Source organism: Paenimyroides tangerinum, from assembly GCF_003865405.1.
GTDB lineage: Bacteria > Bacteroidota > Bacteroidia > Flavobacteriales > Flavobacteriaceae > Flavobacterium > Flavobacterium tangerinum.
This window is the reverse complement of the sequence record NZ_RQVQ01000001.1, coordinates 128,645-153,796: the sequence shown is the minus strand read 5'-3', so window position 1 is coordinate 153,796 and position 25,152 is coordinate 128,645. Positions and strand designations below refer to the sequence as shown.

Below are 25,152 nucleotides of genomic sequence, written 5' to 3'. Positions count from 1 at the left end.
GTATTTTTGTCGAAGTTTATAAATAAAAGGTGTAAAAGAGTCTGTTGTTTTAATAGGAATTTTAAACCAAAATTAGTTGATAATCATTTTTTAACTATGAAAAAAGTGGGTAACCATAATTCGTTTTCAAGGATTTTTTTCTTGTGTTTAGCATTTATGCTAACTTTTTCTACGTTGTCTTTTGCGCAAGATGCAGCAAAGGGTAAGGAATTATTTAATTCAAACTGTGCTGCTTGTCATAAGTTGGATGGTACTTCAACAGGGCCTGCTTTACGTGGTGTTGCTGAAAGACATTCTGCTGACTGGTTACACAAATGGATTAAGAATAGTTCAGGATTAATTAAATCAGGTGACGCTGCTGCTGTCAAGGTTTTCAATGAGTGGAAACAAGTTCCGATGAACTCGTTCCCGAATTTAACTGATGAAGATATTGATAATATTATCGCTTATACTTCGGAAGTTAAAGCTGAGCCTAAACCAGGAGCTGGTGGAGCTGGAGCTGCTCAAGGTGCAGCGACTGACAACGGTGTTTCTAATATGGTTATATTAGGAGCTCTAGCTGTGGTTTTAGCAATGTTAGTAATAATGCTTTTATTAGTTAAGAAAGTATTATCTAAAGTTGTTGAGAAAAATGGTTTAACTATTAATGAGCAGAAAAGTTTACCAATTTGGAAAGCTTTCGTTAAAAATCAATTTGCAGTAATTGTTTCTGTGATTACTTTAATCTTAGTTGGTTCTTATTTCGCATTCGGATTTATGATGCAAATTGGAGTTGATAAAGGTTATGAGCCAATTCAACCAATTCACTTCTCTCACAAAATTCACGTTGGAGAAAATGGAATTGATTGTAAATATTGTCACTCTGCAGCACGTACAAGTAAAACTTCAGGGATTCCTTCTTTGAATGTTTGTATGAACTGTCACAAAAACATTAATGAGTTTACTGGTCATCCAGATTCAACTTATGTAGATTATAGTAGAGAATACTATACTGCAGAAATTCAGAAAATTTATGATGCAGTAGGATGGGATCCAATTGCACAAGAATATACAGGAGAAGAGAAGCCAGTTAAATGGGTTCGTATTCACAACTTACCTGATTTCGTATATTTCAATCACTCGCAACACGTTTCTATTGCAGGTTTAGAATGTCAAACTTGTCACGGACCAGTTGAAGAGATGGAAGTGATGAGACAACATTCTCCATTAACTATGGGATGGTGTATTGACTGTCACCGTGAAACAGATGTTAAGATTAATGATAACGCTTACTACGCTAAAATTCACGAAGAATTATCTAAGAAGTATGGTGTTGAGAAGTTAACAGCTGCTCAGATGGGTGGAACTGAATGTGGTAAATGTCACTATTAATAATAATTTAAGAAGCTAATATATATAACAATGGCATCAAACAAAAAATACTGGAAAAGTGTTGAGGAGCTTAACGAGAACAGTTCTATTGTTGATAAGCTAAGAAACAATGAGTTTGTTGAAGAGATTCCTACAGAAGAGTTTCTTGGAGATAAAAATACATTGTCTTCATCTTCAACTACTCGTCGAGACTTTTTGAAATACGTTGGTTTTTCAACAGCGGCTGCTTCTTTAGCTGCTTGTGAGGGTCCTTTGAAAAAATCGATTCCTTATGTGTTGCAACCAGAAGAAATCATTCCTGGAGTAGCAGATTATTATGCTACTACAATTGCTGATGGATTTGATTTCACTAATATTTTAATTAAATCACGTGAGGGACGTCCTATTAAAGTTGTTAATAATAATGAAGAAGGTGCAATAACTGGAGCTAACGCAAGAGTTCATGCTTCTGTATTATCATTATACGATAGCTTACGTCTTAAACAACCAAAAATTGAAGGTAAAGCAGCTTCATGGTCTGATGTTGATTCTAAAATCAAAGCGAGTTTAGAAGCAGCTAAAACGGCTGGAAGTAAAGTAGTAGTTTTAACAAACACTATGGCTTCTCCTTCTACAAATAAATTAATGTCTGAATTACAAGCAGCATATCCAACTGTTCAACATGTTGTTTATGATGCAGTTTCTTCAGATGCAGCTTTGGATGCTTACCAACAAGCTTACGGAGAAAGAGCTTTAGCTGATTACGATTTCGGAAAAGCTGATGTAATTGTTTCTCTTGGTGCTGATTTCTTAGGAGATTGGCAAGGTGGTGGATATGATGCTGCTTATGCAAAAGGTCGTGTTCCAAAAAATGGAAAAATGTCTAAGCATATTCAGTTTGAGACAAATATGTCTTTAGCTGGTGCTAATGCTGATAAACGTATTCCAATGACTGTTGCTGATCAAAAATTAGCATTAGTAAAGTTATATAGCTTAATTACTGGTTCTTCTGTTTCTGTAGCTGCTACAGCTGCTGATGCTGAAGTAGTAAAAGCTGCTCAACAATTAAAAGCTGCTGGTTCTGCTGGGGTTTTAGTTACAGGAATTGATGATGTAAATGCTCAATTACTTGTTTTTGCTATCAACCAAGCTTTAGGATCTGCTGCATTTAATCCTGCGCAACCGAAATATGTTCGTGGAGGAAATAATAAAGAAGTTACTCAATTAGTAAAAGATATGAACGCTGGTTTAGTTCATACTTTAATTATGTCAGGTGTAAATCCTGCATACACATTATCTAATAGTGCTGCTTTCTTAGAAGGATTGAAAAAAGTTAAATTATCTGCTACTTATACTTTAAGAGAAGATGAGACTGCTGCAGCTACAACAATTGCTGCTTCAACTACTCATTACTTAGAGTCTTGGGGAGATGTTCAAATGAAAAAAGGTCATTATTCGGTTACTCAACCAACGATTCGTCCTTTATTCAATTCAAAACAATTACAAGAAGGAATGCTTTCTTGGTTAGGGAAAACAGAATCTTACTACGATTATTTAAAAGCTGTTGGAACTGGAATTGCATCTGGTACAACTTGGAATAAATTAGTTCACAATGGTTTCTATACTTATGAAGCTGCTGGTAACGCAACTGCAACTGCAGATTTTGGAACTGCTGCTTCTCAATTAGCTGCTGCTAAAAAAGGAACTGGTTTCGAATTAGTGTTATACACTAAGACAGGAATGGGAGATGGACAACAAGCGAACAATCCTTGGTTACAAGAGTTCCCTGACCCAATCACTCGTGCTTCTTGGGATAACTATGCTACAGTTTCAAGTGCTGATGCTAAAGAATTAGGTTTAGAAAATTGGTTTGTTGCAAACGGTGGTATGAACGGGCGTTATATTTCTATTAAATTAGGAGATAAAGTTTTAGAAAACGTACCAGTTGTTGTTCAACCAGGACAAGCAAAAGGAACTATTGGTTTAGCTTTAGGATACGGGCGTAAAGCTGGTATGAAAGAAGAGATGCAAGTAGGTGTAAATGCTTATACTTTATACAACAACTTCAATAATACTCAAAATGTAACAATTGAAAAAACTGCAGGTGAGCATGAATTTGCTTGTGTTCAGTTGCAAAAAACATTAATGGGTAGAGGTGATATCTTAAAAGATACAAGTTTAAAAACGTTTAATGATAAAGAACCTAAAGTTTGGAATATCAAACCTCATGTTTCTTTAGACCACCAAGCAGTATTAGCTTCTACAGTTGATATTTGGCAATCATTTGATCGTTCAATTGGACATCATTTTAATTTATCGATTGACTTAAATTCTTGTACAGGATGTGGAGCATGTGTTATAGCATGTCACGCTGAAAACAATGTACCTGTAGTTGGAAAAACAGAAGTAAGAAAATCTCGTGATATGCACTGGTTGCGTATCGATAGATATTATTCTTCTGAAGATACATTCCAAGAAGATGTTGAAACTAAAATGGCAGCAAGTGGTTTAATGGGTTCTATCGAAACTTTCAAAGGTTTAGAAAATCCTGCTGATAATCCTCAAGTTGCTTTCCAACCAGTAATGTGTCAACACTGTAATCACGCACCTTGTGAAACAGTATGTCCAGTAGCTGCAACTTCTCACGGTCGTCAAGGTCAAAACCAAATGGCTTATAACCGTTGTGTAGGTACTCGTTACTGTGCAAACAACTGTCCTTATAAAGTACGTCGTTTCAACTGGTTCTTATACGCTCAAAATGCTGAGTTCGATTATAACATGAATGATGATTTAGGTCGTATGGTATTGAATCCAGATGTAAATGTTCGTTCACGTGGAGTTATGGAAAAATGTTCTATGTGTATCCAAATGACTCAAGCTACAATCTTAAATGCTAAGAGCGAAGGTAGAGTTGTAAAACCAAATGAATTTGAAACAGCTTGTTCTGCAGCATGTTCATCTGGCGCAATGACTTTTGGAGACGTTAATGATAAAGAATCTGAAGTTGCTAAGTTAGCAGAAGACGATAGAATGTATCATTTATTAGAGCACATTGGTACACAACCAAATGTTTTCTACCACGTAAAAGTTAGAAATTCATAGTATATTATTAATTAGAAACATTATAAAGGATTATGTCGTCACATTACGAAGCACCCATTAGAAAACCTTTAGTTCTTGGTGATAAAAGCTATCACGATGTAACTGTAGATGTGGCTAGACCTGTTGAAGGAAGAGCAAATAAACAGTGGTGGATTGTTTTTTCAATCGCATTAGTTGCTTTCCTTTGGGGAGTTGGCTGTGTAGCTTATACCGTTTCAACAGGTATTGGTACTTGGGGTTCAAATAAAACAGTAGGTTGGGCATGGGATATCACTAACTTCGTTTGGTGGGTAGGTATCGGTCACGCTGGTACACTTATTTCAGCCGTATTATTATTATTCAGACAAAAATGGAGAATGGCAATTAACCGTTCTGCAGAGGCAATGACTATTTTCTCTGTATGTCAAGCGGGTATGTTCCCAGTTTTCCACATGGGTCGTCCTTGGTTAGCATTCTGGGTTTTACCAATGCCAAACCAATTCGGTTCATTATGGGTTAACTTTAACTCTCCATTATTATGGGACGTATTTGCGATCTCTACATATTTATCAGTTTCGTTAGTTTTCTGGTGGACTGGTTTATTACCTGATTTCGCGATGTTACGTGATAGAGCTATTTCGCCTTTTACAAAAAGAGTTTATTCAATCTTATCATTCGGATGGTCTGGTCGTGCAAAAGACTGGCAACGTTTTGAAGAGGTTTCTTTAGTATTAGCTGGTTTAGCAACACCTCTTGTATTATCGGTACACACAATTGTATCTTTTGACTTTGCTACTTCTGTTATTCCAGGATGGCATACAACTATCTTACCTCCGTATTTCGTTGCAGGAGCTATCTTCTCTGGATTTGCGATGGTAAACACTTTATTAATCATTATGAGAAAAGTATCTGGTCTTGAAGACTATATTACAATTCAACATATTGAGTTAATGAACATTATTGTAATGATTACTGGATCTATCGTTGGGGTAGCATATATTACTGAGTTAGTTATTGCATGGTATTCTGGAGTAGAATATGAGCAATATGCTTTCTTGAATCGTGCTACAGGACCTTACTGGTGGTCATATTGGTTAATGATGACTTGTAACGTAATTTCTCCACAGGTAATGTGGTTCAAGAAAATTAGAACAAGTATCATGGCATCTTTCATTATTTCGTTAGTAGTAAACGTAGGTATGTGGTTTGAGCGTTTCGTAATTATCGTAACTTCATTACACCGTGATTACTTACCATCATCTTGGACAATGTTCTCACCAACATTTGTTGATGCAGGATTCTACATCGGAACAATCGGATTCTTCTTTGTATTATTCTTATTATACGCTAGAAGCTTCCCAGTAATTGCTCAAGCAGAGGTTAAAACTATTTTAAAATCTTCAGGAGACAATTTCAAAAGAGCTAGAGAAAACGGGAACCATTCACATAATCATTAATAAATTATGAGTACAAAAGTTATACATGCATTATATAATGATGATGACGTTTTAATGGACGCTGTTAAAACTACACGTGCTGCACATCATCACATTGAAGAAGTTTACACACCATTTCCTGTTCACGGATTGGATAAAGCCTTAGGATTAGCTCCAACACGTTTAGCTATCTGTGCCTTTATTTATGGTTTATGTGGTTTAGGTTTCGGAACATTCATGATGGATTACATTATGATTCAAGATTGGCCTCAAGACATCGGTGGTAAACCAAGTTTTAGTTATATTCAAAACATGCCGGCTTTCGTTCCGGTAATGTTTGAGTTAACTGTTTTCTTTGCTGCCCATTTAATGGTAATCACTTTCTTCTTAAGAAGTAGATTATGGCCATTCAAAGCAGCTGAAAATCCAGACGTAAGAACTACAGATGATCACTTCTTAATGGAAGTTTCTTTACACGGAAACGAAGAAGAGGCAGTTGAATTCTTCAAAAGTACTGGAGCAGTTGAAGTTAAAGTAATTGATAAACACTAATAGTAGAATGAAGACTTTATATAAATTTGTAGCATTAGCAGGAGTTTCAGCTTTAACTACTTCTTGTTTTAATAAGGAAAATCCAAACTATCAGTTGTTTCCTAATATGTACGAGTCTGTAGCTTATGAAACTTATTCTGAGTCTAAGGCTTTCCCAAACGGTAAAGAAGGTCAATTGCCAGCTAAGGGGTCTATTCCTCGTGGTTTTGAGCCTTATGAATATGAAAATACTCCAGAAGGATTAGCAGCTGCTAAAGCGAATTTGAATTCGCCTCTTACTGAAGTTACTCCTGAAGATTTAGAAGAAGGAAAAAAATTGTTCGGTATTTATTGTGCAATTTGTCATGGTGATTCTGGAGACGGAAAAGGTAATTTAGTTAAAAAAGAAAAATTCCTTGGAGTACCTAGTTATTTAGATAGAGAAATTACTCCTGGTAGTGTTTTTCACGTAATTACTTATGGTATGAATTCAATGGGTTCTCACAAAAACCAGTTAACTCAACATGAACGTTGGTTAGTTACTGAATACGTGATGAAATTGAAATCGGAATTATAATTGTAAAACTTAGTTGAAAGTTTAGATATGTACACATTTTCAAATAAATTAAAAACCTTTTCTTTTGTGTTAATAATCCTTGGGGTTATTGGTATAGCTTATGGTTTTTTAACGGCTCCTAAAACTGTTCAAGATGTTGAGCTTATTTTATCAGAACAACACCATGGTGGTCATGGTTCTCATGATGAAGCTCACGCTACAACAGATAGTCATGCAGTAGGAGATTCACACGCTGAAGTTGCTGCTCATGATGAAGCTCATCAAAAACATTTAGAGCACGTATTGCACCAATTACAAAACAAGCCTTGGTCTGCTGTTTATGTTGCTGCTATATTCTTTATGTTTATTGCTTTAGGTATTTTTACCTTCAATCAGATTCAATACGCAGCATCTGCAGGTTGGTCTCCAGTTCTATTCAGAGTTATGGAAGGTTTATCAGCGTATTTATTACCTGGTTCTATTATTTTGTTTATTTTATTAGTAGCTTCATCATTACATTTAAACCATATGTTTGTTTGGATGGCTGATGGTATTACTGATCCAAATAGTCCTAAATATGATTTTATCATTGCAGGTAAAGCAGCTTATTTAAATATTCCGTTTTTCTTAATTCGTGCGGTTATTTTCTTAGCTGGTTGGAATATCTTTAGAATGTTATCTCGTAGAAACTCGATCGCTTTAGACGAAACTGGTGATTTAACTTACTACAAAAAGAATTTTAAATTAGCAGCAATGTATTTAGTATTCTTTATTATTACTGAATCTATCATGTCATGGGATTGGATTATGTCAATCGATGCTCACTGGTATTCTACATTATTTGGATGGTATGTTTTCGCATCATTCTTTGTATCAGGAATTACAGTAATCGCTTTGGCTACTATTTACTTAAAATCTGAAGGTTATTTAGATTTCGTAAACAAAAGTCACATCCACGATTTAGCTAAATTCATGTTCGGTATTTCAATCTTCTGGACATATTTATGGTTCTCTCAATTCATGTTAATGTGGTATGCTAACATCCCAGAAGAGGTTACATATTATATCTTCAGAATTAAAGAGTATAACTTACCGTTCTTTGGAATGTTAGTATTGAACTTCTTATTACCTGTATTATTATTAATCAACACAGACTTCAAACGTTTATCTTGGATTATTGTAATGACTGGTACTTGTATTCTTGTAGGTCACTATTTAGATTTCTATAATATGATTATGCCTGGTACTGTTGGTGCTTCTTGGTATATTGGTGTTACTGAAATTGGTGCTATATTATTCTTTGCTGGATTATTTATCTATTTTGGATTTAGAGCATTAGCAAAAGCTCCATTATTAGTGAAGAATAACCCAATGATTGAAGAGAGTAAACATTTTCATTATTAATATATAAATAATAAACAAATGACGAGTTTATTAATACTAGTTATCGTAGCATTATTAGGAATTGCGATTTGGCAATTGACTAAAATATTTGATTTAACACAGAATGTTTCTGGTAACGAATCATGTGATTCTGAAATCGCTACAGATAAAGACAACAATATCCAAGGATATTTAATGTTCGGATTTTTAGGATTTATTTATGCCTTAACTATTTTCAGTATTGTTAAGTATGGACATTTTCCACTTTTAGCTAACTCTGCATCAGAACATGGTAAAGACGTTGATAACTTAATGTGGATTTCATTAGCATTAATCTTTTTTGTTCAAACCATTACACAATTCTTATTACACTATTTTGCTTTTGCAAATAGAGGTAGAAAAGATAAAAAAGCATTCTATTTTTCTGATAACGAAAAATTAGAAATGATTTGGACAATCATTCCTGTAATTGTTTTATCTGGTTTAATTCTTTATGGATTATTCACTTGGAATGCAATCATGAATGTTGACGAAGAAGAAGATGTTATTTATGTTGAAGTGTATGCTAAACAATTCGGTTGGGATATTCGTTACGCTGGAAAAGATAACGTTTTAGGTAAAGCTAACGTTCGTTTTATTAAAGGTGTGAATGTTACTGGAGCAGATATGTCAGATCCAAACTCTCAAGATGATATTTTAGCAACTGAATTAAGATTACCAGTAGGTAAAAAAGTAGTTATGAAAATGCGTTCTCAAGACGTTCTTCACTCAGCTTACTTCCCTCACTTTAGAGCACAAATGAACTGTGTTCCTGGTATGGTGACTCAATTTGCTATGACTCCTTCAGTTACTACAACTGAAATGAGAGAAAGAGAAGAAATTATGAATAGAGTAAGTAGAATCAATAAAGTTCGTTCTGAAAGAAGTGCTGAACTTGTTGCAAAAGGAGAAGAAGCTTTAGCTCCTTATGTATTTGATTATGTGTTATTATGTAACAAAATTTGTGGACGTTCTCACTATAACATGCAAATGAAAGTAGTTGTTGAAACTGAAGCTGAATTTAATAAATGGTTCGCTGCACAAAAAACTTTAGGACAATTAGTAGCTGATGAAAAAGCTGCTGCTGAAGCTCCTGCAGTTGAAGAAGTTGTTGCTCCTGAACAAAATACACAAGAGTTAGAAACAGTGGTAGATACTACCGCTGTTGTAGCTCAGGTTATCAAATAATTGTTAATACTTACAAAAAATAAAATTTTAGTATGTCAGCAGTAGGACACGATTTAACACACGGACATGACGACGCTCATGACCACCACCATAAAGAGACTTTCGTAACAAAGTACATCTTTAGTATGGATCACAAAATGATTGCTAAACAATTCTTGATAACAGGAATTTTCATGGGAATCATTGGTATTGTGATGTCATTATTATTCCGTATGCAAATTGCTTGGCCAGAAGAATCTTTCAAAGTTTTCTCATGGTTATTAGGTGATGATTTTGCACCAGGAGGAGTAATGAGAAATGATATTTACCTTGCTCTTGTTACCATTCATGGTACAATCATGGTATTCTTCGTATTAACAGCAGGTTTAAGTGGTACATTCTCTAACTTACTTATTCCATTGCAAATTGGAGCAAGAGATATGGCATCTGGATTCATGAATATGTTATCATATTGGATTTTCTTTATTGCTAGTGTTGTTATGTTGTCTTCTTTATTCGTAGAATCAGGACCAGCATCAGCAGGTTGGACAATTTATCCTCCATTATCTGCAGTTCCACAAGCGATTCCAGGTTCTGGTACAGGTATGACTTTATGGTTAGTTTCTATGGCATTATTCATTGTACAATCTGCAATGGGTTCATTAAACTACATCGTAACAGTTTTAAACTTACGTACTGAAGGTATGACAATGACAAGATTACCATTAACAATTTGGGCTTTATTCGTAACAGCTATTATTGGTGTGGTTTCTTTCCCAGTATTATTATCAGCAGCTTTATTATTAATCATGGATAGAAGCTTTGGTACTTCTTTCTTCTTATCTGATATTTATTTAGCAGGAGAAGTTTTACATTACCAAGGTGGTTCTCCAGTATTATTCGAACACTTATTCTGGTTCTTAGGTCACCCTGAGGTTTACATCGTAATCTTACCAGCAATGGGTATTTGTTCTGAAGTAATTTCTGCTAATGCTCGTAAGCCAATCTTTGGTTACCGTGCAATGATTACATCAATCTTAGCAATTGCATTCTTATCTACGATCGTTTGGGGTCACCACATGTTCGTTTCAGGTATGAATCCATTCTTAGGTTCTGTATTTACATTTACAACTTTATTAATTGCAATTCCATCTGCAGTAAAAGCATTCAACTACATTACTACAATTTGGAAAGGTAATTTACAAATGAACCCAGGTATGTTATTCAGTATCGGTTTCGTTTCAACGTTCATCACAGGAGGTTTAACAGGTATTATCTTAGGAGATTCTACATTAGACATCAACGTTCACGATACGTATTTCGTTGTAGCTCACTTCCACTTAGTAATGGGTATTTCTGCACTTTACGGAATGTTTGCTGGTATTTACCACTGGTTCCCTAAAATGTTCGGAAGAATGATGAACAAAAACTTAGGATATATTCACTTCTGGGTTACTGCAGTTTGTGCTTACGGAGTTTTCTTCCCAATGCACTTTATCGGATTAGCAGGATTACCACGTCGTTACTATTCTAACTCTGCATTCCCAATGTTTGATGATATGGTAGATGTTAACATCTTAATTACTGTATTCGCATTAGTTGGTGCTGCATTCCAGTTGGTTTTCTTATGGAACTTCTTCTATAGTATTTTCTACGGTAAGAAAGCAACTCAAAACCCATGGAGAGCAACTACATTAGAGTGGACAACTCCAGTAGAGCCAATCCACGGAAACTGGCCAGGTGATTTACCTGTAGTTTACAGATGGCCTTACGATTATTCAAAACCAGGTTATGATGAAGATTTCGTTATGCAAACCGTTCCATTAAGGGAAGGTGAAAAAGACGGAGGAGCTCATTAATAACTCTCAAATATCAAGTCCTGCACTTTTAGTGTGGGACTTTTTGTTATATTTATTGATGAAGATTAAATAAATATGAAAATAAAATAGTATGGAGAGGATTTTGGTTGGTACTATATTTTTAGTTATAGGTTTAATAGGTATAATTATACAAAGAATTCCTAAGTTTAGAGATGGACCTGGATTTGCTGCTGAAATGAAATTTTATATTTATTTTTATGTGTTAGCTTTCGTAGGAATTTTTATTTTAAGTATGACATTTTTTGAAGATAAATAATGTAAATGCATCAAAACTTGAGTTACAGCTGTAATCTATCATTATTAATGTAATTTTTAATGTTTGTAAAACCATTAAAAAAAGACAACGTACGGATTATAAAAAGTAAGCTCTTTGTTTGATAAAAATTAAAGTCCTGCACTTTTAGTGTGGGACTTTTTTGTTATTTTTGATTTTAAATTATTTTATGAAGATTTTTTTTCTTGTTTTATTTAGTGTATTTTTTGTCAGTTGTAGTCAAGAAAAATTTCAAATTTATTCGAAGAATAAAGAATGTTGTATTTCTATTATTACGGATAAACCGAATAAAATCCGTTATATAATTTCTGGAGATAATTTTGATTTATCTAAAGGAAATTACGTGAAAATTTCTATCGATAATTTCGACCCTATTGCAGAAGAAATTATTGGTTACTGGTCTGATAACAATTGTGGTTGGGTTCTTTATAACCATAATTCAATAATTCTAGAAAATAAATTAGATACAATGAAGTTCAAAGTCAAGACTCATTTACCGACTGACAGTTACGGAATTACAAGATTAGAACCAATTTTAAAAAACAATTATTTTAGAGTTGATTTATCCTATTTTGACATCGTTTCTGTTGATGGTAATATTAGACTTTAATTTTTTATTTACTGTAACTCGCTATTAATAAATTATGTGCAATTGAAATATTTACTAAATATCATAAGCATTGGAATATCATTAATGTTGATAGAGCATTTTATTTTATTATTTTTTTACAAATTCAATATTACATTGATAATTCAATTTCATTTTTACAAATGAATAAAGCTTTTTTGCATACAAAAGAAATATTCTTGATACGTTTCCTTTTATATCTTCTATTTTGGGTTTTATGTATAAAACATTTTTATACTTATCTAAATATTCGATCTGTAGTTTTTAGATTAGCAATTGCAAACACTTTGTTTTATATTCTTTTTTCTCTATTTATTGGAGTTGTTTTTTCTACAATTGAATTATTTAGTAGGTCTTTTTTTTTAATGTTAGTAATTGCTTGTTTTTTAAGTCCATTTATTTTAATGTCAATTAAATATTTTAAAAATTCGATTAAGAATATTTGAGAATTTTTCAAATATCAAATCTACATACTATCATCTATCTCTTAATTCCAAAAAAGTTTATCTTTGCGAAATGAATCAGAATTTAAATCCAACAAATGCACATTTCACACCAGAGGAAAACGATGTGGAAAAAAAATTACGTCCGCTTAGTTTTGACGATTTTACAGGTCAAGACCAAGTTTTAGAAAATTTGCAAATCTTTGTAAAGGCTGCTAATTTACGTAACGAAGCATTAGATCACACTTTGTTTCACGGTCCTCCTGGACTAGGAAAAACTACGCTTGCTAATATTTTAGCAGCGGAATTAAATGTTGGAATTAAAATTACTTCTGGACCTGTTTTAGATAAACCAGGAGATTTAGCTGGTTTGCTAACTAATTTAGAAGAACGTGATGTTCTTTTTATTGACGAGATTCACCGACTGAGTCCTGTTGTAGAAGAATATTTATATTCAGCAATGGAAGATTTTAAAATCGATATTATGATTGAATCTGGACCCAATGCACGTTCAGTTCAAATTCATCTAAATCCGTTTACATTAGTTGGTGCAACGACTCGTTCAGGATTATTAACAGCTCCAATGCGTGCTCGTTTTGGAATTCAAAGCCGATTACAATATTACAATACAGAACTTTTAAGTACAATTGTTGAAAGAAGTTCATCTATTTTAGGAGTTCCAATTACGTTAGAATCTGCAATCGAAATCGCGGGTCGTAGTCGTGGAACACCTCGTATTGCAAATGCGCTTTTGCGTCGTGTTCGTGATTTTGCACAAATTAAAGGAAATGGTAAAATCGATATCGAAATTGCTCGTTTTGCATTAAACGCATTACATGTTGATAAATATGGATTAGATGAAATGGATAATAAAATTCTTTCTACAATAATTGATAAATTTAAAGGTGGACCAGTTGGATTATCTACTTTGGCAACTGCAGTTTCTGAAAATGCCGAAACCATCGAAGAAGTATATGAACCTTTTTTAATTCAAGAAGGATTTATTTTTAGAACGCCTCGTGGTCGTGAAGTTACTGAAAAGGCTTATAAACATTTAGATAGACAAAAACCAAACGTTCAAGGAGGATTATTCTAAATGCAAAATCGTACAAAACATACTCAAATGATAAAGAAGGAAGCCGAGCGATTAGGCTTCCTTTCTTGTGGTATATCTAAAGCTGAGTTTTTAGAATCCGAAGCACCTCGTTTAGAAAAATGGTTGTCAAACAATATGCATGGAGAAATGATTTATATGGAAAATTATTTCGACAAACGTTTAGATCCCAGATTGTTGGTTGATGGAGCAAAAACAGTTATCTCACTTTTGATGAATTATTATCCATCTCAATTTCAAGTTGAAGATTCGTATAAACTCTCAAAATATGCATACGGAAGAGATTATCACGGAGTGATAAAAAAACGTATGAGTGAGTTAACCGCTTTTATTCGAAATAATATCGGAGAAATCAATTCTGAAATTTTTATTGATTCGGCACCTGTTTTAGACAAAGCTTGGGCGGTTAAAAGTGGATTGGGTTGGATGGGTAAAAACACCAATTTGATTTCTAAAAAAACAGGCTCTTTCTTTTTTATTGCCGAAATTATTTGCGATTTAGATTTAGATTACGATACTATTGTAACAGATCATTGTGGTTCTTGTACAGCTTGTATTGATGCTTGTCCAACACAAGCAATTGAGCAACCTTATGTGGTTAATGGCAGTAAATGTATTTCTTATTTTACAATTGAACTTCAAAATCAAATTCCTAAAGAAATGAAAGGTAAACTTGATGATTGGATGTATGGATGCGATGTTTGTCAGGATGTTTGTCCATGGAATCGGTTTTCAAAACCACATAACGAACCTTTGTTTGAACCTAGAGCAAATCTTTTAGAGTTGACGAAACAAGATTGGAATGCGTTAAATAAAGAAATATATAATAAAGTTTTTAAAAAATCGGCAGTTAAACGAATCAAATTTGAAGGTTTGGTAAAAAATATCGAATTTATTAAAGAAGTGAAATAAAAAAAACTTTTTATTTTTTTTCTAGTGGTCTGTAAATGGTATATTTGTTTGTAATAGAAACTAAAAAATTATGCATAAAGACACTAAACGTAGAGAAGCACTTCTTTATCACGCAAAACCAACTCCAGGTAAAATTGCTGTTGTACCTACAAAACCTTACGCATCTCAGAGAGATTTATCATTGGCATATTCTCCTGGTGTTGCAGAACCTTGTTTAGAGATTGCAAAGAATGTTGAGAATGTTTATAAATACACAGCTAAGGGAAATTTAGTTGCTGTAATATCAAACGGAACAGCTGTTTTAGGATTGGGTGATATCGGTCCAGAAGCTTCTAAACCTGTGATGGAAGGGAAAGGTTTATTATTTAAAATCTTTGCAGATATCGATGTTTTTGATATTGAAGTTGATACAAAAGATATTGATAAATTTGTTGAAACTGTAAAAAATATAGCTCCAACTTTCGGAGGAATTAATCTTGAAGATATTAAAGCTCCAGAATCTTTTGAAATCGAAAGACGTTTAAAAGAAGAGTTAAACATTCCTGTAATGCATGATGATCAGCATGGAACTGCAATCATTTCTGCTGCTGCTTTATTAAACGCATTAGAATTATCTGACAAAAAAATCGATGAAATCAAATTAGTGGTTTCAGGTGCTGGTTCTGCAGCTTTGGCTTGTTCTAATTTATATTTATTGTTAGGAGTTAAAGTTGAAAACATAATTATGTTTGATAAAGATGGTGTACTTCATACCAATCGAACTGATTTACTTCCTGTACAAATGCAATATGCAAAAGATGTTCAAGGCATGACTTTAGCTGAAGCAATGAAAGGTTGTGATGTTTTCTTAGGTTTATCGGCTCCAAATGTTTTAACTCCAGAAATGTTGTTAACCATGAATTTAAATCCGATTGTATTTGCAATGGCAAATCCGGTTCCGGAAATTGATTACGAATTGGCAGTTGCAACTCGTGAAGATATCATCATGGCTACAGGGCGTTCAGACAAACCAAACCAAGTGAATAATGTTCTTGGATTTCCATTCATTTTCCGTGGAGCTTTAGATGTTCGTGCAACTAAAATCAACGAAGAGATGAAAATGGCAGCGGTTCATGCTTTGGCTAAATTAGCTAAAGAATCGGTTCCTGAGCAAGTGAATATCGCTTACGGAGAGAAGAAATTAGTTTTTGGAAAAGATTATATTTTACCAAAACCATTTGATCCTCGTTTGATTACTGAAGTTCCTCCAGCAGTAGCAAAAGCTGCAATGGATTCAGGAGTTGCAACTGCTCCAATTACCGATTGGGATAAATATCGTGAAGAATTAGTTACACGAATGGGTAACGACAATAAGATGGTACGTTTGTTAATCAACCGTGCAAAAACAGAACCTAAGCGTGTTATTTATACAGAAGCAGATCAATTAAACGTTTTAAAAGCAGCTCAGATTGCTCATGAAGAAGGAATTGCAATTCCGGTTTTGTTAGGTAATAAAGAAATTATTTTAGAACTTAAAGAAGAAATTGGTTTCGATGCAGATGTTGAAATTATTGATCCCAAAACAAAAGAAGAAGCTGAACGTAGAACTCGTTTTGCGACTACTTTTTGGGAGAAGAATGAACGTAGAGGTGTAACTTTATTGGATGCTGAAAAGATGATGCGAGAGCGTAGTTATTTTGCTTCAATGATGATTACTCAAGGTGAAGCAGATGCAATGCTTTCTGGGTATTCTCGTAGTTATCCAACAGCAATCAAACCTATTTTACAGATGATTCCTAAAATGCCTGGTGTTTCTAAAGTTGCAACAACTAACTTAATGATGACCAAACGCGGACCTATGTTTTTGGCAGATACAGCAATTAATCCTAATCCTTCGGCTGAAGAATTAGCTAAGATTGCTTTGATGACAGATCGTACCGTGAAAATGTTTGGAATGGAACCAATTATGGCAATGGTTTCGTTTGGAAACTTTGGTTCGTCTAAAGAAGAATCACCTAAAAAAATGAGACAAGCTGTTGAATATCTTCACAAAAATCATCCTGACATGATTGTTGATGGAGAAATTCAAATGGATTTTGCTTTAAATCAAGAAATGCTAAAAGAGCGTTTTCCTTTTTCTAAATTGGTTGGTAAAAAAGTAAATACGCTTTTATTCCCTAATTTAGATGCTGCCAATTCAACATATAAAATGCTAAAAGAATTAAATGGAGCAACTTCTATTGGTCCAATTATTTTAGGATTAGATGAAGCCGTTCACGTTTTTCAGTTAGGAGCAAGTGTTGATGAAATGGTTAATATGACTGCTGTAGCTGTTGTGGATGCTCAAGAAAAGAAAAAAAGAAAAAAATAAATAGTAGATTCTTTCAACCAATCTTCTAAAGAGTTTTAAAATGTTATAAAAGTGTTAATAAAATTTTCTATTTTTGAAGAAAAAATAGAGTTATGATTGCTTTTATAAAAGGAAGATTGGTTGAGAAATCACCCACAGATGTTGTTATTGATTGTAATGGAGTAGGATACCATATTCATATTTCATTGCATACCTATGCACAATTACCTACCTCCGAAAATATTATCCTTCATACTTATTTTCAAGTTAAAGAAGATTCACAAACATTATATGGATTTGCAGACAAAGTAGAAAAAGAAATTTTTAAGTTATTAATTTCTGTTTCTGGTATTGGTGGAAATACGGCTCGTAACATGCTTTCGCATACAAATCCTAAAGAATTGATGAGTGCAATTGCTTCGAATGATTTAAAAACAATTCAATCAATTAAAGGGATTGGTGTAAAAACAGCCCAAAGATTAATTATTGAATTACAAGAAAAAGTTATTAAATTGTTCAATATTGAAGATTTATCTGTTCCTTACCACAATACAAATTCAGAAGAAGCGTTATCTGCTTTAGAAGTTCTTGGATTTGTGAGAAAATCTTCAGAAAAAATTGTGAAGAAAATCGTTGAACAAACTCCCGATGCTTCTGTTGAAATGATTATTAAACTGGCTTTAAAAAACTTATAGAATTTGAAGGCGTTACCACAAAAAATATTTATAAAAAAATATCTATGGCTTATTGCTTTGTTTTGGATTTCGTTCCAAACGAGTGCTCAAGTCGTTACCGAAGAGAATGAAGATGACAAAAATTCTAATCTTATCGGTAACATAAAAATTGAAGATGTAAACGGTATAATCGAAGCTTATACTTATGATCCATTGACTGATCGTTATGTTTATACACGAACAATTGATGGATTTGATATGCAATATCCAATGTTTTTGACTCGCGAAGAATATTCGAATTTAGTGATGCGTAAAACCATGCTTGAATATTTTCAAAAGAAACAAGCTGCAATCGATGGAACGGCTACAGATGAAGAAAAGAAAGATCTTTTACCAAGATATTATGTGAATTCTAAATTATTCGAATCTATTTTCGGAAGTAATACAATAGATATTAAACCTTTGGGTACTGTTGAAGTTGATTTAGGAGTTCGTTATACAAAACAAGATAATCCGTTAATTTCTCCTAGAAACCGACGTACTTTTACCATGGATTTTGATCAGAAAATCACATTGAGTATGCAAGGAAAAGTTGGGACAAAATTGGATGTTAATATCAATTACGATACCGAAGCTACTTTTGGAATTCAGCAACAAATGATTAAACTGGATTATACTCCAGAAGAAGACGATATTCTTCAAAAAATTGAAGTTGGTAATGTTTCTATGCCAATTAATAACTCATTAATTAGAGGTGCTCAAAGTTTATTTGGTGTTAAAACAGAATTACAATTTGGTAAAACAAGAGTTACAGGTATTTTCTCAAAACAAAATTCAGAATCAAGAACCATTACAACAGAAGGTGGTGGTTTAGTTACAGATTATGATTTTTTTGCGTTGGATTACGATGCCGATCGCCACTTCTTTTTATCTCAATATTTTAGAGATCGTTATGATGAAGCTTTAGTAAACTATCCGTATGTAAACAGTCGTACACGTATTACACGTGTTGAAGTTTGGATTACTAATAAACAAAATCGTATTGCTAACAAAGACAATAACTTTAGAAATATTCTTGGTTTACAAGATTTAGGAGAAACACGTCTTTCAAATGTTCCTGCTGATCGTAGTATTGGAATTGATTTGAATTTATATCCTAATTTCTTAATAGCGCCAACTAATACACCAACAAATAATGCCAATAACCAATTTGATCCGGGGAATATTGGTACAAATTTTTTAAATCCTGGTATTCGAGATATAAATACAGCTGCTTCTGGTTTTAATATTCCAGTTACAGAAGGAAGGGATTTTGTGAAATTGGAAAATGCAAGAAAACTTTCTCCTTCAGAATTTAAATTTCATCCGCAGTTAGGATACATTTCGTTAAATCAAAGAATGTCTAATGATGAAGTAATCGCTGTAGCCTATGAATATACGATTGGTGAAAAAATTTATCGTGTTGGGGAATTTGGTACAGATGGAATTGATGCAACAGTTGTTGGTCAAGATCAAAACGGTCAAGATGTTCCAACTTCTCAAAGTTTGATTTTAAAACTTCTGAAAAGTAGTTTAACTTCAACTGAAGAACCTGTTTGGGATTTGATGATGAAAAACGTTTACCTTTTACCAGGTGCTCAAAATATTACACAAGAAGGTTTTAGATTAAACATTCTTTATACGGATCCATCACCTTTAAATTATATTACACCAGTTGGGGCAACTCCATTACCTGAAGATGTTGCTAATACGCCTTTATTAAATGTATTTAATTTAGATCGATTAAATTCTACTAATGACCCAGAATTAGGTGGAGATGGATTCTTCGATTTTGTTTCGTCAGCAGTTGCTGATCCGTTTGCAAATCAAGCTAATTCGAATCCATATTCAAATCAATCTGGATCTCAGAATACAAATACAATTCAAGGGATTACGATTGACTCTGAAAGAGGATTGATTATGTTTACAAGTGTTGAACCATTTGGAGATTACTTGTTTAATAAACTGTCTGTAAACGCAGGAGAAGATTACGAAATCGATGCGTCATATAACGAGAATCAAAAGAAATACGTTTATAAAAATTTATATCGTCAATCGTATTCAAAAGCGATTCAAGATGCGTCAAAAAATAAATTCCAAGTAAAAGGTAAATTCCGTAGTGAAAACGGAGGTATTAATATTGGAATGAATGTCCCTCAAGGTTCTGTCGTGGTTACTGCTGGTGGAAGAACTTTAATGGAAGGTTCTGATTATACGGTAGATTATTCATCAGGACGTGTGGATATTCTAGATCCGTCATTAGCACAATCTAATACACCAATTAACGTAACTGTTGAAAATAATAATATGATGAGCATGAATCGTAGAACGTTCTTCGGTGCTCATGTTGAACATACTTTCAACAAAGATGTTTCATTAGGTGCTACTTTCTTGAGATTATCAGAAACACCTTTGACAATTAAATCTTCATATGGACAAGAATCGGTAAATAATACCATGCTTGGTTTGAATTTTAATTACAATTCAGAAGCTCCTTTCCTTACACGTTGGGTAAATAAATTACCAAATATCGATACTGATGTACCATCGAATATTAGTTTCAAGACAGAACTTGCTTACTTAATTCCAGGAAATTCAAAAGTAGATCAAATGAATGGGGAAGCGACTTCTTATGTAGATGATTTTGAAGCAACTCGTACAAATATTGATATTTCATCTGCAAATTCATGGTTCCTTTCGAGTGTGCCAATTGGATTTGGTGCTGATCAAACGGATTTATCTTCTGGTTATAAAAGATCAAAATTATCTTGGTATAATATTGATCAAGTTTTCCATTCATCTTCACGTCGTCCTGATGGAGTTACTGAAAATGATGTTTCTTCAAACCGAACAAGAAGAATTTATAAAGAAGAATTGTTTCCTACAATGGATGTTGCTAATGGTGAAAATTTAACGATTAATACTTTAGATTTAACTTATTATCCAAAAGAACGTGGACCATATAATTTCAATCCACAATACTTAGCAAGCAATTCATTTGCAAATCCACAAGATCATTGGGGTGGAATCATGCGCGCTATTTCAACTTCAAATTTCGAACGTTCAAATATTGAATATGTAGAATTTTGGATGTTGGATCCATTTACTGGAAATCCAAATGATGTAGCTGATATGACTAATGTTGGAGAATTAAATTTGAACTTAGGTTATATTTCTGAAGATATTCTTCAAGATGGATTGAAACAATATGAAAATGGTTTACCAGGAGCAACTGGTCAAGGATCGACTTTAAGTACAATTTGGGGAAAAGTACCAGCGTCAACTGCTTTATTGTATGCGTTTGATACTGATCCGGCAAATCGTGTTATTCAAGATTCTGGATTAGATGGAATTTTGGATGGAGAAGAAGCAGCTCAATTTCCGCAATTCGCTCAATACGGCGATCCATCTGCGGATAACTACGAATACTTTCTAAATGCAACAGGAAATGTTTTACAACGTTATAAAAATTTTAATGGATTACAAGGAAACTCGCCTGTAAGTTTTTCTGATAATGATCGTGGTGCGAAGAATCTTCCAGACGTTGAAGATATTGATGGTGATAATACCATGAATACGATCAATGCATATTTTCAATATAAAGTTCCAATTACTCCAAATCCAGTACTTGGACAAAATTATGTTGTAGATGTTCAAACAACAACTGCGCAGTTACCAAATGGAGGAACAACTCCTGTGAAATGGGTTCAATATAAAGTACCGATTTCAGATTTACCAGAGTTTGCCGTTGGAGCGATTTCAGATTTACAATCGATTCGTTTTATGCGTATGTTCGTGACTGGATTTACAGATGAAGTTACGCTTCGTTTTGGTAGTTTAAATTTAGTTCGTAGTGATTGGAGACGTTATCAAGAATCATTAGTTGAAGATCCAACCATTACTCCTTTAGGAACAAATACAGGTTTCGATGTAACAACATTGAACATTATTGAGAATTTTGCTCGTGAACCAATTCCGTATGTACTTCCTCCTGGATTAGTTCGTGAACGTGTAAATCAGAATAATACGATAGTAAATCAAAATGAGCAATCGTTGTCGTTACGTGTTTATAGACAAAGCCAAAATGTAACTTCAACTAATGGTTTAGAGCCTGGAGATTCGCGTGCGGTTTTCAAATCGGTTAATGTTGATATGCGTCAATATAAAAAATTACGTATGTTTTTACATGCCGAATCTTTAGAATCGCCAACTGCTTCTGATCGATTGAAAGATGATGAGATGGTTGCGTTTATTCGATTTGGAAATGATTTTACAGAAAACTTTTATCAAGTTGAAATTCCATTAAAAGTTACAGAATGGAATACAACAGATCCAAACGAGATTTGGAAATTAGCAAATGAGATTGAGGTTCAATTAGATTTATTAACGAAATTAAAAAACTTAAAAAATAGAGATGCGAATTATGATCCACGCTACATTTATTTCAAAGATGAAATGGAGCTTGATCCTTCTTTAGCAACAAAAATTAATAAACTGCGAATTGGAGTAAAAGGAAATCCAAACTTTGGATTGGTTCGTAATATGATGTTAGGTGTTCGAAATAATACGGATATTTTATACGCAAATACGGGAACTCCAAGAGATATTCGTGGTGATGTTTGGTTCAACGAATTGCGTTTGTCCGATATGGATAAAAAAGCAGGTTGGGCAGCTGTATCAACAATCGACGCTAAGATTGCGGATTTTGCAAGTATAAATGCTTCAGCAATGAAATCTACTATTGGATTTGGTTCAATTGAACAAGGTCCACAAGAAAGAAGTCGTGAAGATGTTTTTCAATATAATATTGCAACAGCTGTTAACGTAAATCAATTGTTACCTAAAAAATGGAATTTGAATATTCCGTTTAGTTATGCGATTTCTGAAGCTACAATTACTCCAGAATATGATCCAAATAATCCGGATGTTCGTTTAAAAGATATGATGGATCAGGCTGCAACACGCGAAGAGAAAAATCAGATTAAAGAACGTGCAATTGATTATACAAAACGTACAAGTGTAAATTTAATTGGTGTTAGAAAACAAAGAAGTGAAGGACAAGAACAGAGATTCTACGATATAGAAAACTTCTCTTTGTCTCAATCGTATAATGTTTTAGAGCAACATAATTATGAAATCGAAAGTGTTTTAGACAAGCAAACTAGAACAACTTTAGATTATGCTTTCTCTTTTAAACCAATGAATATTGAACCTTTCAAAAATTCTAAGGATATAAAAAGTAAACAAAGTTTGAAATTATTAACAGATTTCAATCTGAATTTATTACCGACAAATATTACATTTAATACAAATGTTTTACGTCAATTCAATCGTCAGAAATACCGTTCGTTAGAAGTAGAAGGAATTGCAATTAAACCATTGTATAGAAGAAATTATAATTTTAACTACAACTATGGTTTCAATTTTAATTTGACTAAATCATTAAGTTTAGGATATGCAGTTTCTGTAAACAATATTGTTCGTAATTACATGAACGAGTTCAATGTTGTAAATAATGATTTAGATGTTTGGGATGGGTATTTTGAAGTTGGGGAAGCAAATGCAAGAATGCAACAGTTTAAACTGAATTACAAATTACCAATTAACAAAATTCCTTATTTATCATTTGTAGAATCAGATTATGCTTATACGGGAGATTATAGTTGGCAACGTTCTTCTGATGCATTTTCGAATGTAGATTTTGAAGGTATAAATTATCAATTAGGAAATACGATTCAGAATGCAAATACACATCGTTTAAGTACAACTTTATCATTTGAAAAATTGTATAAAGATGTTGGTTTGGTTCCGAGTTCACAACGTAAAAAGAAAGCAGACACAAAACAAGCTGCTCCAAAACCAGGTGAAAAAATTGAGAGAAATCAAATTGCGAAGAAACCTGAAGAATCTAAATCGAATGAATTTACAGATGCGTTAATTGGAATCGCAACTTCAATTAAGAAAATTAGAGTAGATTATAACGAAACAAACGGTACAGCGCTTCCTGGATTCTTACCAGGTTTAGGTTTCTTTGGTTCAACAAAACCAACAATGGGATTCATTTTTGGTAGCCAAGCCGATGTTCGATATGAAGCTGCAAGAAGAGGTTATTTAAGTATTTATCCAGAATTCAATCAAGAATTCAGTCGTGTGAATACAAAACGTTTACAATATAATGCTGATATTCGTCCGATTCCTAACTTAACGATTACATTAAGAGGAGATAGACAATATTCGAAAAGTTTAAACGAACAATTCGATGTTCAAGATGGATTGTATAATTCTCGTTCACCTTATGAATTTGGTAATTTTGGAATTTCAACGATTTTAATTAAAACAGCTTTTAATAAAAGTACAGTTGATTTCTCTGAGACATTCAATACGTTTAGAGCAAATAGAAAAATCGTTGCAAATCGTTTAGCTACTGATAGAGGAATTGATTTGACAAATCCTGCGAATATAGATCAATATGGTTATCCAGTCGGTTATGGTAGAACGAATCAAGAAGTTTTAATTCCAGCATTTTTATCAGCTTATACAGGTGGAGATGCAAGTACAGTCAAAAAAGGAATTTTTAGAGATTTTCCTCTTCCAAACTGGGATGTGAATTATTCAGGACTTGTTCGTTTGCAATGGTTCAAAGAACGTTTTACAAACTTTACGATGAAGCATGCTTATCAATCGAACTATACTGTAAACTCGTTCCAAACAAATTATGAATTCCAAGTAAATCGTGATGTGTTAAATACGATGGGGAATTATCCGTCTGAAACAGTTGTTGGAAATATTAATTTAACGGAACAATTTAGACCATTGATTGGAATTGATTTTCAGACAAAATCTATGTTCAAGTTCAATGCTTCTATAAATAGAGATCGTTTACTTTCGATGAGTTTTGATAATAATTTATTAACAGAAGTTCAAGGAAATGATTACGTTCTAGGAGTTGGATTCAGAGTCAAAGATGTTCGTTTCAATACAGATATAGAGGGAGCTCCAAACGGAGGTACAATTGTGAGTGACTTGAATGTGAAATTTGATTTTACTTGGAGACAATCAACAACAATTATTCGTTATTTAGATTACGAAAATAATATTATTGGTGCTGGTACAGATCGATGGACAATTGATGCAACTGCTGATTATCAGTTCACAAAAAATATTGTAGGTGCATTTTATTATAGTCATGATTTTTCTAAGGCAGTTATTTCTACAGCTTTCCCAGTAACCAATATTAGAGCAGGATTTAGAATTCGTTATAATTTCGGAAATTAAAGCCTAAAAATTTTTGAATTATCAATAAAGTTATACATTTG

General features: G+C 33.3%; 15 protein-coding genes. All 15 read left to right on the top strand.

Translation table 11 applies throughout. The features are described from left to right. Nucleotides 1–96 precede the first annotated feature (96 nt). The 15 genes from EG240_RS00650 to sov all read left to right on the top strand — a co-directional run bounded on the left by EG240_RS00650 (nt 97) and on the right by sov (nt 25,111). The gene (locus EG240_RS00650; protein ID WP_125016365.1) at nt 97–1,371 is read left to right on the top strand and encodes a c-type cytochrome; all 1,275 of its coding nucleotides are present in this window, start codon (nt 97–99) and stop codon (nt 1,369–1,371) included. A 30-nt stretch (nt 1,372–1,401) separates the two neighbouring features. Then, entirely contained in the window at nt 1,402–4,452 is a 3,051-nt protein-coding gene (locus EG240_RS00645; RefSeq protein ID WP_125016363.1) for a TAT-variant-translocated molybdopterin oxidoreductase, read from the top strand. 32 nt (nt 4,453–4,484) lie between these two features. Next, entirely contained in the window at nt 4,485–5,888 is a 1,404-nt protein-coding gene (gene nrfD / locus EG240_RS00640; RefSeq protein ID WP_125016361.1) for an NrfD/PsrC family molybdoenzyme membrane anchor subunit, read from the top strand. 6 nt (nt 5,889–5,894) lie between these two features. Beyond that, nucleotides 5,895–6,419: a DUF3341 domain-containing protein gene (locus tag EG240_RS00635; RefSeq protein WP_125016359.1), complete on the top strand. Its 525-nt coding sequence runs from the start codon at nt 5,895–5,897 to the stop codon at nt 6,417–6,419. A gap of 7 nt (nt 6,420–6,426) precedes the next feature. Continuing rightward, nucleotides 6,427–6,975 (top strand): c-type cytochrome, encoded by a 549-nt coding sequence (locus tag EG240_RS00630; protein ID WP_125016357.1) that lies wholly within the window; start codon nt 6,427–6,429, stop codon nt 6,973–6,975. A 27-nt stretch (nt 6,976–7,002) separates the two neighbouring features. After that, nucleotides 7,003–8,358, top strand: coding sequence for a quinol:cytochrome C oxidoreductase (locus tag EG240_RS00625; protein ID WP_125016355.1), 1,356 nt, complete (start codon nt 7,003–7,005; stop codon nt 8,356–8,358). A gap of 18 nt (nt 8,359–8,376) precedes the next feature. Continuing rightward, nucleotides 8,377–9,564: a cytochrome c oxidase subunit II gene (locus EG240_RS00620; protein ID WP_125016353.1), complete on the top strand. Its 1,188-nt coding sequence runs from the start codon at nt 8,377–8,379 to the stop codon at nt 9,562–9,564. A 32-nt stretch (nt 9,565–9,596) separates the two neighbouring features. After that, nucleotides 9,597–11,402 (top strand): cytochrome c oxidase subunit I, encoded by a 1,806-nt coding sequence (locus tag EG240_RS00615; protein ID WP_125016351.1) that lies wholly within the window; start codon nt 9,597–9,599, stop codon nt 11,400–11,402. A 91-nt stretch (nt 11,403–11,493) separates the two neighbouring features. Beyond that, the gene (locus EG240_RS00610) at nt 11,494–11,679 is read left to right on the top strand and encodes a hypothetical protein (protein ID WP_125016349.1); all 186 of its coding nucleotides are present in this window, start codon (nt 11,494–11,496) and stop codon (nt 11,677–11,679) included. A 187-nt stretch (nt 11,680–11,866) separates the two neighbouring features. Beyond that, entirely contained in the window at nt 11,867–12,307 is a 441-nt protein-coding gene (locus EG240_RS00605; protein WP_125016347.1) for a hypothetical protein, read from the top strand. Between the two features lie 534 nt (nt 12,308–12,841). Further along, nucleotides 12,842–13,864: a Holliday junction branch migration DNA helicase RuvB gene (ruvB, locus tag EG240_RS00600; protein WP_125016345.1), complete on the top strand. Its 1,023-nt coding sequence runs from the start codon at nt 12,842–12,844 to the stop codon at nt 13,862–13,864. After that, on the top strand, nt 13,865–14,794 hold the full coding sequence (gene queG, locus EG240_RS00595; RefSeq protein WP_125016342.1) for a tRNA epoxyqueuosine(34) reductase QueG: 930 nt from the start codon (nt 13,865–13,867) through the stop codon (nt 14,792–14,794). It begins immediately after the preceding gene. A 70-nt stretch (nt 14,795–14,864) separates the two neighbouring features. Continuing rightward, the gene (locus EG240_RS00590) at nt 14,865–17,144 is read left to right on the top strand and encodes an NADP-dependent malic enzyme (RefSeq protein WP_125016340.1); all 2,280 of its coding nucleotides are present in this window, start codon (nt 14,865–14,867) and stop codon (nt 17,142–17,144) included. Nucleotides 17,145–17,236: 92 nt separating this feature from the next. Then, nucleotides 17,237–17,818: a Holliday junction branch migration protein RuvA gene (gene ruvA, locus EG240_RS00585; RefSeq protein WP_125016339.1), complete on the top strand. Its 582-nt coding sequence runs from the start codon at nt 17,237–17,239 to the stop codon at nt 17,816–17,818. A gap of 30 nt (nt 17,819–17,848) precedes the next feature. Then, entirely contained in the window at nt 17,849–25,111 is a 7,263-nt protein-coding gene (gene sov, locus EG240_RS00580) for a T9SS outer membrane translocon Sov/SprA (RefSeq protein ID WP_449580051.1), read from the top strand. The last annotated feature ends 41 nt before the right edge of the window (nt 25,112–25,152 follow it).